Raw genomic sequence first — 13571 nt, 5'->3', positions numbered from 1 at the left:
CATGCCCCTCAAATGACATGTTGCTTAATATCTATCTATCTATTACTGAGATAGGTTCAAACAGACAACTTTTGGTTCGGTCATTTCTTCGATGGCAAAGCGGACACCTTCTCTGCCAAGTCCTGAGTTTTTCACCCCTCCAAATGGCATTGAGTCCATTCGATAATCACTACTATCATTAATCATTACACCGCCAACGTGAAGCTTTTGAACAGCTTTGAATGCTTTATCAAGATGACTTGTGAAAATGCCAGCTTGAAGTCCATAATTGACAGCATTCGAACGTTCAATTGCTTCTTCGAGATCATAGACCGAATAAAGTAATACGACAGGCCCGAAGACTTCTTCATTTGCAATGATGCAATCAACAGGAACGTTTGAAAGGACAGTTGGTTCAAAGAAAGCACCATTGCGTTTTCCGCCGCAATGAAGGATGGCTCCTTTTTCAATCGCTTCGTTTACCCAGCTTTCAACCCGCTGTGCTTCCTTTTCATTAATCATTGGACCCATATCTGTTTCTGTTGATTGTTTATCACCTGTTTTGAATTGTTTTGCTTTGAGGGTGAATTGTTCAGTAAATGTGTCAAAGACCTCTCTCTCAATATATATGCGCTGAACGCCTATGCAGTTCTGTCCAGCTGCAGAAAAAGCACCTGAAATTGTCGCATCAATTGCCTCAGTTAAATTAGCATCTCGTAGAACGATAGCAGGGGAGTTCGAGCCAAGTTCCATTCCCATTTTCTTAATTCCTGCTTTGGAGGAAATGTCAAGTCCTGTATCGACACCGCCTGTGAATGAAATCATCTGAATATCATCGCTTGAGACAAGAACTTCACCAATTTCTCGGCCACTTCCTGTAATGACGGTGAGAATCTTTTCGGGAATCCCAGCTTCTACAAACAGCTCAGCAAGTTTGAGTGCACTTAATGGCGTAGCGGAGGCAGGTTTGATGATAACGGCATTACCTGAAGCAATCGCAGGGCCTATTTTATGAGCCACGAGGTTTAACGGATCATTAAACGGTGTGATTGCTGCGATAACACCGACAGGAAAACGGTAATAATAACCGATGCGATTTTCACTGCCAGGCATTTGGCTGAATGGAATTGTTTCTCCGCGAATACGTCTTGCTTCTTCGGCGCTGATACGCAGCGTTTCAATGCTTCGTTTTACTTCTCCACGTGCTTCGTTAATGGTTTTGCTTCCTTCACGTGAAATAGTTCGAGCAAATTCCTCTTGTCGTTCCTCAAGCAGCTGTGCAACTTTATTTAAAATTGTAATTCGTTGATGAACAGGCATTTCAGCAGCTGTTTCTGCTCCAGCTTTTGCTGCTTCAATGGCTGAAAGTACATCTTCGCGGCTTGCTTTAGGAATTGTGGCGATAAGGTCATTGTTTTGAGGGTCGCGCACCTCAATTTTTTCAGTACGGTCTACCCAGCTTCCAGCGACTAACATCTTCATCGTAATTGTTTGTGCATTCATCATATCGCCGCCTTTCAATAGAATGTAGTTTTAAAAGGTTAGTTGGTTTCGTTCAATGTTAATTAAGTCGATTAGTAAGGAATAGCCTGTTTCTGTAATACCAGCTCCAGGCCCCATTAAAGTAATTTCGCCTGATAAATCACAGTCATAGCTTATTGCATTTGTTGCACCAGCCACACCTGCAAGCGGGTCATCAAGTGGAATTTTTTCAGGTTTCACGGAAGCTGTTACATTTCCATTTTGGTTTGAAATTTTACCGAGCAGCTTCCAACGCATCTTTTCTTGTTTTGCTTGTTCAATATCCTCTAGCGTCAGGTCAGCTATACCTTGACGTTCAACATCTTCTGTTTTAAGCGGAACATCTAAAATGACATTTGCTAGAATAACAACTTTATAGAGGGCATCATAGCCTTCGATATCACTCGTTGGATCAGCCTCTGCATAGCCAAGTTCCTGTGCTTTCTTCAAGGCGCCCTCATAGGTAACGCCTTCTTCCATCTTAGAAAGAATATAATTCGTTGTTCCGTTAAGAATACCGCGAACTTCTCTGATATGGTTCCCGGTTAAGGAAACGAGCGGCATGCGGATTGCAGGGGTACCGCTCATTACTGTTCCTTCAAATCCCCACTTCACGTTATTTTCTTTTGCGAGCGCCGCCAGTTCCTCGTAAGCAAGAGCGACAGGTCCTTTATTGCTCATCACGACATTTTTTCCGCTGCGGAATGCGGCTTTACAATGATCGATTGCTGGTTGACCTGTTTTTACGTCCGTGAACGTAATTTCAATAACTGTATCAGCATTGCTGTTTTCAATGGTCTCCAGACTGTTCCATCCTTTTATGACTTGTTCACTTTCAGGATAATCTTCTAAGTTTCCGCTTGTTTGCATAATGTCATGAATTTGCTCTAAGTCTAAGCCGTTCGGGTTATGAATGGAGCCTTTCTTTAAATCAGCAATCGAAACAACCTCAAACTCCGTCTCAAGTGAATGTTTTTTCGTTCTTAATATATCTAGAAGGCCTTGGCCGACTCCGCCAAAGCCGATAAATGCAAGCTTGTGTGCCACAATAAATCACTCCTTCCAAGGTTAAGTGGGCAATGTATATTCGTTCTTCACATAACGTAAAGCAGTCTCTGCAAGAATGGCAGCACCATATACAAGAACCGATTCATCGATATCAAAACGAGGCATGTGTAACCCCTGTTCATCACCTTCATCCAACCCTGCACCGATAAAAAACATTGCACCAGGTCGTTTCTGTGTCATGTAAGCAAAGTCTTCCCCGCCCATTCCGTATGGTCCTTTATGGATATGAAAATCAGGTAATAGGTCTTTTACCGTCTGTGCCAGCCATGAGATAACAACAGGGTGATTCTTTAGTGCAGGTTCGCCGTTGCGTACAGTCAGTTCATAATCACCTTTAAATGTGTGGGTAATTTTAAGGGCTTGATGCAGCTCTTCTTCAAGCTCCCTTCGGACGTCTTCGTTATAGCTGCGAATTGTGCCGCGTATATGCACTTCTGACGGAATGACGTTGTAAGATGGTGATGTTTCCACATGTGTAACACTTATGACAGCGGGTTCTAATGGTGATGTTCGTCTTGCGATAATTCCTTGGATCGCTTGCAGTACAAAGCTGAGCATGTAGACCGGGTCGGTTCCAAGTTGTGGATAAGCAGCATGGCCGCCGCTCCCTTTAAGAACGGCGTCAAATGTATCAATAGCAGCCATGCTGTTTCCTTCATTTAGAAGAACCTCTCCAACACGTTGTTCAGGGTTCATATGCAGAGCAAGCACTGCATCTACATCGTCTAATACACCAGCTTTAATGAGGTAAGGTGAACCTGTTGAACCGTGTTCATCTGTATCCTCTTCCGCCGGTTGAAAGATAAACTTAACGGAGGCATCAATGGTCTCTTCTTCAAAAATCTCTGCTAAAATTTTGGCAGCACCGATCCCGATTGCTGTGTGTGCATCATGCCCACAGGCGTGCATAACCCCATCGTTTTGTGATTTATAAGAAGTGTCATTTAACTCCTGAATCGGTAATGCATCGATATCTGCACGAATGGCAATCACAGGTCGTTTTCCGCTATTTAATGTTGCGATTACACCTGTATCAAGCCCTGTGTGGTCTTTTCCGTAATGAACGGTAAGGTTCGAGTGTGTTTGTAAATGTTGAACAATTGTGGATGTTGTATTGATTTCTTGAAAGCTTAGTTCAGGATTCTGGTGTAAGTGACGACGAATAGCTGTGAGTTCTGTGGAAAGTTGCTGAGCCTTTTTTAAAATGGGATGAGGCATGCTTAGCACCTCCTTACGCGTACACAAGCTGTGATAATGCTTGCTTCAAATCTTCAATTAGGTCATCGGCGTCTTCAATTCCGGCTGAATAGCGGACAAGACCTTCAGGGATGCCTAATGCTTTTCGTTCTTCGACCGTACATTCGACATGGCTTGTCGTTCTTGCTGGTCCTACAACTGTTTCAACAGAGCCAAGGTTTGCTGCCTTGTTCGCGAATTTCAATTGTGGAAGGAAACGTCTAACCGCATCCATTTCTCCTTTCAGTGAGAAGCTTAGCATCCCGCCAAATGTTCGCATTTGAGCCTTTGCAATATCGTGGTGTGGATGTGTTTCAAGACCAGGGTAGAAGACATCCTGCACGGCAGGGTGCTGGACTAGGAATTGAGCGACTTTCATTGCATTTTCCGCTTGCTTCTTCAACCGTAAGTCCAATGTTTTCATACCGCGAAGTAATAGGTAAGCAGACATTGGATCAAGTGTTGCTCCGTTAATTTCACGATAGTGATAAACCTTTTCCACAAGCTCTGCACTTCCGCAGATAACACCACCTAATGCGTCTGCATGGCCGCCAAGAAATTTCGTAGCGCTGTGGATAACGATATCCACTCCGTATTCAAGAGGATTTTGATTAATTGGCGTTGCGAACGTGTTATCCACAAAGATTAGTGCACCTTGTTCTTTACCTGCTTTCACCATCCGGGCAATGTCCGTAATTTTAACGGTTGGATTTGTCGGTGTTTCGAGATAGAGGATGTTACAGCCTTTTGCAACCTCTGCTTCAATCTGTTCATGGTCACCCGTTTCACAGAGAACGACATCAATATTCAATCGAGGCAAAAATTCTGTGAAGATCTTGTTGGTTCCACCATAAGTATCTTTAATAGTTACCACTCGATCTCCTGGCTTTAAAAAAGTATGAAGTGCGTTGCTGATTGCAGCCATCCCTGTTGAAAAACTCGTTGCAGCTTCAGCGCCTTCTAATTCTTTTACTTTATCTTCGAATGCTTGAACAGTTGGATTTGTATTCCGTCCGTAAATATGACCTTCTTTCTTACCTGTTGCCACATCAAACCATTCATCCACGTCGTCATATCCAAAAGAAACACTATGAACAACAGGAACTTGTGTAGCACCAAAGGCTAGATAGTCACTTTCACCGCTCCATACAGATTTCGTCGCCATTGTTACATCTTGTTTTTTTGCCATCTATCGTCACTCCTTCTCTGGAATTATTTCTTTATGTCTTCTACTTCTATAGTACGAAACAACACATTGCTTGAATATTCGAAAAATTGTAAGAAAATATCCTTTTACTGTTAGTCAATTTGGTTGTCTAAGTAAAATAGTTGACTCATCCTTAAGACTTATTACAAAATAATGTAAAAGAGTATAGGGAAACGGAGGTGCTGCTGGATGCAAGTAACTGTTAGAGATATTGCTGATTTAAATATATTGAAGCGTGCAACCATTCAAACTGGTACTGATCGTTTGGAAGAACGTATAGTTGAATGGGTTTCAGTTATTGAAACGCCTGTGGAAAACTTCGTACGGAAGAATGAATTTGTATTGACTACAGGAATAGGCTGTGGAGAAGATGAACAGGCGCTATATGAGTTTGTTGAAGCCGTCATTAATTCAGAAGCAGCTGCACTTGCTGTAGCGATTGGCAAATATATTGATGAAATCCCGTATTCTGTAGAACAATTAGCGAAGAAGCATCACTTCCCAATTATTCTCCTTCCTTGGGAGGTGCGCTTTGCAGACGTGATTCAGTCTGTCGTGCAGGCGCTTGATAGTGAAAATATTCGAATGAAAGAGAAATCAAAGAATGATCAACAAAAGCTATTGAATCTTATTCTACGAGGCGGCGGCTTAGACGAAGTTGCAAATTTCCTTTTTAAAGAAAATGGTTATCCAGTCGTCATTGTGGATAAGCGCGGCTTTATAAAAGGAAGGAGTAAACGTTCAAAAAACCTTATTTCTGATTGGGAAGACTACTTGCATAGTGAGGACTTTCCAATTTCAATGACACCGCTAGATTTCCATCAAACGATAGCAGCGCAGAATATGAGATTTATTACTATGAAAGAACATAAAGTGTTACAGCTTGTTATTCAAACATCAAGTGAAGTGCAAGGGCATTTACTTGTTGGAAATGTTGATGAAGAAGATGCAGATATCTTGTTAAACCCTTCATTTGTTCATATGTTAGAGCATGCTGTAACTGCAGTAGCCCTCTGCTTCTTACGAGAAAATACAATTCGAGAGACCGAAATGCGTCTTAGAGATGATTTTGTGTGGGGGTTGGCAAAAGGCGATATCCATTCTTGGGATAGTGTGATGTCGAGAGCGAGGACTTTGGGGTATAACGTGAGCTTGCCGTTTGTCTGCCTTGTCGCTCAGCCAGAAAATATGAAAAAAATTTATAAACGGCTTGAGGAACAGACCGCATTTGAACATTGGCTTTCAAGTATGGTGCGTACATTAGAGGATGAAATGTTCTATGCAGCAAGGTCGATTTATTCTCATATTATGACGACATTTCAGCGGGAGCAATTTATTATTTTCTTAGAGGCGAAGCAAGAAACGGGAAATGAAACGGTTTATCGGTTTTTAGATCATTTTGAAAAGCGTTTACAGCAAATCTTTCCTGAGCTTGTTTTTTCTTGGGGAGTTAGTAAAACGATTGGAATGCAGCAATTTCATGAAAGCTATCAAGAGGCCCAAACGGCAATTGAGATCGGAAAGAAACAAAAAGGAAAAGGACATAAGAGTTGGTATGCAGATTCACGCCTTGATCGCGCACTGATGACATTAATGCAAAATGATGATTTGCAGAAGATAACGAGTGCAACACTTGGTACGCTATTGACCTATGATGCAGAACGAGGAATTGACTTAATCCAAACGTATTTAACGTACAGTAAGCATCGTGGGAATGTTAGTCAGACGTCACGGGAATTAAATTTGCATCGTCAGTCTTTGTTATATCGACTACGAAAAATTGAATCACTTACAGGCTGTTCATTAAACGATACAGATGATATCTTCCTATTAGATTTAAGCATTCGCTTGTGGACATTAGGTATTTTAGAATCAAATTAGGAAAAAGATTGAAACTTTGAGTGGGCGGTTATAAGATAATGAGAGGATCATAGGCTAAGGCTTGTGATTCTTTTTGTAAATTTTGATTTGTTAAAGAAGGTTGTACAATTGCCGGGAGTTAAGAATCTCTATTATACGAGCTATTTTCCATTTTTATCGATTTTATTATTTAGTGCTGCATTTGCTGTTAGTCTCGAAAAGAAGCTTGTGGCGCTTCTACAAGAAATAGGTATCTATCATGCATTAAGCGAATTCTTTTCTGCAGGAAATATTGAATTGCTGTTGTTTGGTAGCTTTGTACTTTGCTTTGTTATGTTGCTTAGTGCATTAAAGGTATTGGCAGACATGATGCTTCAATTTTCTTGCTTGTTCTTTGCGGATGATAAACAAGAAGAGCATGACCAACGAATGAAGGAAGGACGTTTTCTGTTTTTAGCAGGAGGGGTTCTCTCGCTATTATTTAGTCAACTTTTTTGGCTTTTATCCGTTATTTTTTTACTTACTGGGCTGTCTTATTTTGTGTTTATTACTTATCGAATGAGTAATCATTTCACAACGTCAGGTCTTGTAGGGTTTGTTTTTTTTCAAATGTTATTTTGGCTTAGTTTTATGCTTGGCTTCGGCTTTTTACTTTTACGTACGTATCGGTATGTTTTAGAAAGCCTACCTGTATAAAGGGTATCTGCTGATTAGGCGGGTGCTCTTTTGTGTTTTGAAGATACAGGACAACTGTCCAAGAATTAGACACTTTGAACAGAACTTAAAGGTGTTCTTCTGTTATTCCGTTCTGGCACAGTATTTGCATTAAAAGGTAATGAGATAAAATTGTGCAGAGGAGGAACATCTATGAATATGAAAGAGTGTGTGGCATTCGTAACAGGTGGTGCTTCAGGCCTTGGTGAAGCAACGGTTCGTAAAATAGTTGCTTCTGGTGGGAACGCAATCATCGGTGACTTAGCAGATGAAAGAGGGAAGAAGCTTGAGCAAGAATTTGAAGAGCAGACGCTATTTGTGAAAACAGATGTAACTGATGAAGAGAGTGTCCGTCATGCTTTGCGCCTTGGAAAAGAGCGGTTTGGTAATATTAACACTGTAATTAATTGTGCGGGCATTGCGGCAGCAAAAAAAGTACTAAGCAGAAGCGGTATTCACGAGCTTGAAGTGTTTTCCAATGTGCTTCATGTTAATTTGGCAGGTACGTTCAATGTAATCAGGCTTGCAGGTGAGCACATGAAAGAAAATGAAGCGAATGAAGAAGGTGAGCGTGGCGTCATTATCAATACAGCATCTGTAGCAGCATTTGATGGACAAATTGGTCAGGCTGCCTATAGTGCATCTAAAGGCGGTATCGTCGGAATGACCCTTCCGATTGCAAGAGAGTATGCTTCCTTTGGTGTACGAGTCATGACGATAGCGCCGGGATTGTTTCATACGCCTATGTTTGATACTCTTCCAGAAGAAGCGAGAGATTCGCTTGGAGCGATGGTGCCATTTCCATCACGTCTCGGACATCCAGCTGAATATGCAAAGCTTGTCTCAAGCATAATTGAAAATCCAATGCTAAATGGGGAGGTTATCCGTCTAGACGGAGCTATCCGAATGCAACCGAAATAATGAGCCAAAGAGAGGGGATAACTTCCTCTCTTTTTTTAATTACGATAGAATAAAAACATAATGGAAACGATGAGCTAAAGGGGTGGGGCAGTGATTCAATTACAGGACATGATGACAGAGGTCCATTGTAAGGTTCACGAGACTAGTAGCTTAAGCGAAGCAGTTAACGTAATGAAGGAATATAAGTATAGTATTCTTCCGATTACAGATGAAGAAGGATTTCTCCGAGGTGTCTTTACACGTAGTCAGTTATATCAAATGATTCTTGATGATCAGCCGTTGCATACACCCATTAAAAATTACATTCGGAAAGAAGTTGTCGCGCTCCCATTGAACACGCCGTATGATGTGATCGAGAAGATAGTAGAAAAAAGTCACGTCGGTACAGGTGTGGTTCTTGATGAGGAAGAGAGGGTAATTGGTCTATTTACAAAGCCGGATATGGTGATGGCCCTTTTAAATGCAACGAAATCGTTAACCGAACAACTCGAGACTATCTTACATAACTCACATCTCGGTGCCTTGATGACAGATGGGAATGAGAGAATTATTTATGCAAATCAGTTTTTTTGTGAAATGAAAGGCATCCAAGCAGAAGGAATTGTAGGGAAGGCATTCTCAGAAGTTTTACCGAACCTTGATGTTTCTTCATCTATTGTGAAGGATGTTCAACTAGGGGAGAGACAAACGGTCCTTCGCCTCTCCTCTTATCGGACAGTCCGAGGGAAGAGCGGAACAATTGCTTTGTTTCAAGATATGTCTGATTTTGAACAAATGGCGCAGGAGCTTCAAACTGTTAAGAGCTTGAAGCGTACGCTTGATACAGCCATTGAGCATGCTTATGATGGCATTATTATGATTGATACGCAAGCAAAAGTGAAGTTTGTCAGCCCTCCGTTGCTTGAGTTATTCAGTCTTGAGAAAGAAAAAATTCTTGAAAAGAGCATTAAACAAGTACTTCCCCAGTTGAACTTAACCTCTGTGTTAGAAAGTGAAGAAGCAGAATTTAGTGATTTCATGGAGATAAATGGGATTCGCTATATTGTGAACAGGATTCCTGTTAAGCAAGGAAATGAAATAATCGGAGCGCTTGGAAAGGTGACATTTCGTCAGCTTAATCAAGTAAGTGAGCTTTTTAGAAGGTTAGAGAAGGCAGAGAATAAGGCAAAATACTATCACAATCAGCTTAAGCAAACCGAAACAGCGCGATTTTCGTGGGAGCAAATTATTACGAAAGATCCATTTATGGAAAAGCTGAAAAAAAGTGCACGCAAAGCTGCAAAAGGGCGCTCGACAGTGCTTGTCCGTGGTGAAAGTGGAACAGGAAAAGAACTATTTGCTCATGCTGTCCACAAGAGCAGTGCGCGAAAGGATGGAAAGTTCATTATCGTAAATTGCGCAGCCATTCCAGAGCACTTGCTTGAATCAGAATTTTTCGGCTATGAAGCCGGTGCATTTACAGGAGCAAAGCAAAAAGGGAAGCTGGGCAAGTTCGACCTTGCAGATGGAGGAACACTTTTCCTTGATGAAATTGGCGATATGTCACTAGCGCTTCAAGCGAAATTATTGCGTGTACTGCAAGAGCGGGAATTTTATCGTGTAGGTGGTACAGACCGAATTCATGTCGATGTTCGGATTATCGCAGCCACAAATCGTCCGTTAGAAAAGATGGTTGAAGCCGGAGAGTTTCGTGAAGATTTGTACTATCGACTTAATGTCATTTCTCTTCAAATCCCACCGCTTCGGAAGCGTAAGCATGATATTCAATTATTAATGGAAACAATGATGGAAGATTTAAACCGTATGATCGGCACGAGTATTACTGGTGTGGAAGAGAAAGCAAGAAAAGTGATCATGGCGTATGATTGGCCAGGGAACGTTCGAGAGTTACGTAATATACTTGAAAGAGCGATGACATTTGCGGAGTTTGGAAAAATACAATATGAGGACTTGCCAGATTATATGATTGAAAAGGTTGAAATGACAGCAAATGCATCTGTTTCACAACGAGCTTTAGCCGAAAGCGCAGAAGTGTCAGCAATTCAAACAGCGCTTGCTGAAGCAAATGGAAATAAAGCACAAGCTGCGAGGATACTTGGAATTAGCCGCTCAGGCTTATATGAAAAAATAAAAAAATATGAACTATAAAGAAGTGTCCAGATAATGGACGCTTTTTATTTATATTGTGTACATTTCAGACAGTTTCCTCTATATAACATTGAAAATAACCGCACGTAATAAATATCTGAATATTGGCACAAAAATTGCAACATTTATTGTTAGAATGATTGATTCTTGCTCAAAAAAGGAGGAACTGTGCATGGACATTGGTTCGTATCTTGCTCAAAATGCAAGGAAACATCCCGAAAAATGGGCGATAACGTGTGAAGGAAGAACATATAATTATGAGGAATTTAATAAGCAAGTGAATCGGTTAGCACATGGTCTTGTAGCAGTTGGCATACAAAAAGGCGAAAAAGTAGCATTAATGATGAAGAACTCGGATGCATTTATGTTTGCTTATTTTGCTATTGCAAAAATTGGTGCTGTCGTTGTGCCGGTGAATTTTAGGCTAACCAAAGGCGAAGTTCACTATCTTTTACAGCAGTCCGATAGCATTGCCGTTATTTGTGACATCGAGTTTGAAGAAACAATTGCAGTAGCTGTAGAAGATACGCTTATTAGAAAAGTCGTCACTGTCGGTACTCCGACTTATGCTGAACATCTTTCTTTTGAAGATCTTCTATCGTCAAACGATTCAGACCCTGAAATAGAAGTATCCGAAACAGATGACTTAGAAATCCTCTATACTTCTGGTACGACAGGAAGGCCAAAGGGAGCTTTATTTGATCATCGGCGTATTTTTAATGTAGGGCTTACGATGATTACAGGTATGGGCATTAATGCGAAGGACCGTTTTTTACATTTAGCACCTCTTTTTCATTCAGCTCAGTTAAACCTATTTATGGTTGCAGGAGTTGTACTTGGTGCCTCACATGTGATTCATCGTGAATTTGATCCTGTTAAAACATTGGAAGCAATTGAAGAATATCGTATTACTCACTTCTTTGGTGTTCCGGCTATGTATAACTTTTTATTGCAGGTTCCAAATGTTGAAGAATATGATTTGTCATCAGTCGAGCGTTGTGGGTATGGTGCGGCTCCGATGGCTCCAGAGCTTGTTAAGCGAAGCATGAAGCTGTTTCAGACTGACCGTTTCTTTAACCTATGCGGCTTAACAGAAGCAGGACCAGGAGGGATCATCCTCGGTCCTGAAGGACATAAGAAGCATTTAGGGAAAGGTGGAAAGGCATTCTTCTTAACAGAAGCGAGGGTTGTAGATGAAGAGGGAAATAATGTGAAGCCTGGGGCAGTTGGTGAGTTTGTCCTGCGTGGAGAAACGATTATGAAGGAGTATTACAAAAAGATCGAAGAAACAAATAAAACATTTAAAAATGGCTGGCTCCATACAGGAGATTTAGCCGTTATTGATGAAGAAGGAAATATCACATTAGTCGATCGCAAGAAAGATATGATTATTTCTGGCGGCGAGAATGTTTATTCCATTGAAGTCGAGCAAGTGATGTATGAGCACCCCAAAGTGCTTGAAGCAGCGGCAGTAGGCATGCCTGATGAAGTGTGGGGAGAGGTTGTGACAGCAGTTGTCGTGCCACGGGAAAATGAAAAGATTGATGAGCAAGAATTCCGTGAATTTTGTCGTGAGAAGCTTGCAGGCTACAAAGCACCTAAGAAAATTGTTTTCGTTGACGCCTTGCCAAGAAATGCCTCAGGAAAAATATTAAAATATCAGCTTCGTAAAAATTTAAAAAAAGTTGAGTCATAACTTTTGAAAGCGGTTTCTTTTTAGATAAGCGTTTTTGAGGAGGAGAAGAGGCGATGACGCATTTGTATTTACAAGAGGAGCATGAAATTTTTCGTAAAGCGTTGCGGAAGTTCTTAGAGAAAGAAGCCTATCCATACTATGAGGAATGGGAAGAGAATAGAATAATTCCGCGCTCGTTTTGGTTGAAGATGGGTGAAAACGGTTTTCTTTGTCCAGATGTTGATGAGGCCTACGGCGGGTCTGGAGTGGATTGGGGTTTTTCAGTTGTAATAAACGAAGAATTAGAACGCGTAGGTTCTGGAATGGTTGGGATTGGTCTGCACAGTGATATCGTTGTGCCTTATTTGACCGCATACGGCACAGAGGAGCAGAAGAAACGCTGGCTGCCACGTTGTGTAACAGGTGAAACAATTACAGCAATTGCTATGACAGAGCCAGGAGCAGGTTCCGACTTAGCGAATATCAAAACAACAGCTATAAAAGAAGGCGACCACTATATCCTAAACGGTCAAAAGACGTTCATTACAAACGGAATTCATTCAGATCTAGTGCTTGTTGCGTGTCGGACAGATCCACACGCGGAACCAAAGCATAAAGGAATTAGCCTGCTTGTCGTGGAGCGGGATACACCTGGATTTTCAAGAGGGCGTAAGCTTAATAAAGTCGGGTTGCATTGCCAGGATACGGCGGAGTTAATTTTTGAGGATTGCCGTGTGCCGAAGGAAAATTTATTAGGTGAAGAAGGAAAAGGCTTTCTTTATTTGATGGATAAGCTTCAGCAAGAACGGTTGGTTGTAGCAATCGCTGCACAAGCTGCAGCAGAAGAAATGCTTAATTTGACACTTGATTATGTGAAAAGCCGTGAAGCATTCGGAAAGCCGATTGGTAAGTTTCAGAATACTCAGTTTAAAATTGCGGAGATGGCAACAGAAATTTCAATGGGGCGTGCTTTCCTTGATCAATTAATAGCGGAGCATATGGCTGGAAACGATGTTGTGACAAAAGTATCGATGGCAAAGTGGCGCTTAACCGACATGGCAAAAAATATAGCAGCTGAATGTATGCAGCTCCATGGAGGCTATGGCTACATGGAAGAATACCAGATTGCAAGGCGTTACCGCGATATCCCTGTGGCTGCCATTTATGCTGGAACAAATGAAATTATGAAAGTGATTATTGCAAAGAATCTAGGCTTATAGAACCTACATAGAAAGGATGACA

The 13571-nt window shown here is 41.3% G+C and carries 10 protein-coding genes; 6 read left to right on the top strand and 4 right to left on the bottom strand.

Translation table 11 applies throughout. The features are described from left to right. Nucleotides 1–42: 42 nt before the first annotated feature. From LC040_14295 to LC040_14280, 4 genes are read right to left on the bottom strand one after another with little or no spacing between them, the layout of a single operon-like run. Complete coding sequence (locus LC040_14295) at nucleotides 43–1485, bottom strand: aldehyde dehydrogenase family protein (protein ID WLR50423.1); 1443 nt, start codon at nucleotides 1483–1485, stop codon at nucleotides 43–45. A gap of 27 nt (nucleotides 1486–1512) precedes the next feature. Next, complete coding sequence (locus LC040_14290; protein ID WLR50422.1) at nucleotides 1513–2547, bottom strand: homoserine dehydrogenase; 1035 nt, start codon at nucleotides 2545–2547, stop codon at nucleotides 1513–1515. A 21-nt stretch (nucleotides 2548–2568) separates the two neighbouring features. Then, nucleotides 2569–3786 (bottom strand): M20 family metallopeptidase, encoded by a 1218-nt coding sequence (locus LC040_14285; protein ID WLR50421.1) that lies wholly within the window; start codon nucleotides 3784–3786, stop codon nucleotides 2569–2571. A 13-nt stretch (nucleotides 3787–3799) separates the two neighbouring features. Continuing rightward, nucleotides 3800–4993 (bottom strand): cystathionine gamma-synthase family protein, encoded by a 1194-nt coding sequence (locus LC040_14280; GenBank protein ID WLR50420.1) that lies wholly within the window; start codon nucleotides 4991–4993, stop codon nucleotides 3800–3802. Nucleotides 4994–5200: 207 nt separating this feature from the next. On the opposite strand from LC040_14280, the gene LC040_14275 reads away from it, so the two are divergent. The 6 genes from LC040_14275 to LC040_14250 all read left to right on the top strand — a co-directional run bounded on the left by LC040_14275 (nucleotide 5201) and on the right by LC040_14250 (nucleotide 13549). Beyond that, nucleotides 5201–6892 (top strand): PucR family transcriptional regulator ligand-binding domain-containing protein, encoded by a 1692-nt coding sequence (locus LC040_14275; protein WLR50419.1) that lies wholly within the window; start codon nucleotides 5201–5203, stop codon nucleotides 6890–6892. A gap of 108 nt (nucleotides 6893–7000) precedes the next feature. Continuing rightward, nucleotides 7001–7567, top strand: a complete 567-nt coding sequence (locus LC040_14270; protein ID WLR50418.1) for a DUF5366 family protein — start codon at nucleotides 7001–7003, stop codon at nucleotides 7565–7567. A 171-nt stretch (nucleotides 7568–7738) separates the two neighbouring features. After that, nucleotides 7739–8506: a 3-hydroxyacyl-CoA dehydrogenase gene (locus LC040_14265; GenBank protein WLR50417.1), complete on the top strand. Its 768-nt coding sequence runs from the start codon at nucleotides 7739–7741 to the stop codon at nucleotides 8504–8506. A 90-nt stretch (nucleotides 8507–8596) separates the two neighbouring features. Then, complete coding sequence (locus LC040_14260) at nucleotides 8597–10654, top strand: sigma 54-interacting transcriptional regulator (protein WLR50416.1); 2058 nt, start codon at nucleotides 8597–8599, stop codon at nucleotides 10652–10654. 172 nt (nucleotides 10655–10826) lie between these two features. Beyond that, complete coding sequence (locus LC040_14255) at nucleotides 10827–12350, top strand: long-chain-fatty-acid--CoA ligase (GenBank protein WLR50415.1); 1524 nt, start codon at nucleotides 10827–10829, stop codon at nucleotides 12348–12350. 53 nt (nucleotides 12351–12403) lie between these two features. Beyond that, entirely contained in the window at nucleotides 12404–13549 is a 1146-nt protein-coding gene (locus LC040_14250) for an acyl-CoA dehydrogenase family protein (protein ID WLR50414.1), read from the top strand. Nucleotides 13550–13571: the final 22 nt, after the last annotated feature.

The sequence above is a fragment of the Bacillus tianshenii genome, from assembly GCA_020524525.2.
GTDB lineage: Bacteria > Bacillota > Bacilli > Bacillales > Bacillaceae_N > Bacillus_AV.
This window is presented reverse-complemented; position numbering and strand designations above follow the sequence as displayed.

Bases quoted from the DNA above. Each gene is read 5' to 3' on its own strand.
- LC040_14265 (WLR50417.1), top strand. From the start codon at position 7,739: ATGAATATGAAAGAGTGTGTGGCATTCGTAACAGGTGGTGCTTCAGGC.
- LC040_14255 (WLR50415.1), top strand. From the start codon at position 10,827: ATGGACATTGGTTCGTATCTTGCTCAAAATGCAAGGAAACATCCCGAA.
- LC040_14285 (WLR50421.1), bottom strand. From the start codon at position 3,786: ATGCCTCATCCCATTTTAAAAAAGGCTCAGCAACTTTCCACAGAACTC.
- LC040_14250 (WLR50414.1), top strand. From the start codon at position 12,404: ATGACGCATTTGTATTTACAAGAGGAGCATGAAATTTTTCGTAAAGCG.
- LC040_14295 (WLR50423.1), bottom strand. From the start codon at position 1,485: ATGATGAATGCACAAACAATTACGATGAAGATGTTAGTCGCTGGAAGC.
- LC040_14275 (WLR50419.1), top strand. From the start codon at position 5,201: ATGCAAGTAACTGTTAGAGATATTGCTGATTTAAATATATTGAAGCGT.
- LC040_14280 (WLR50420.1), bottom strand. From the start codon at position 4,993: ATGGCAAAAAAACAAGATGTAACAATGGCGACGAAATCTGTATGGAGC.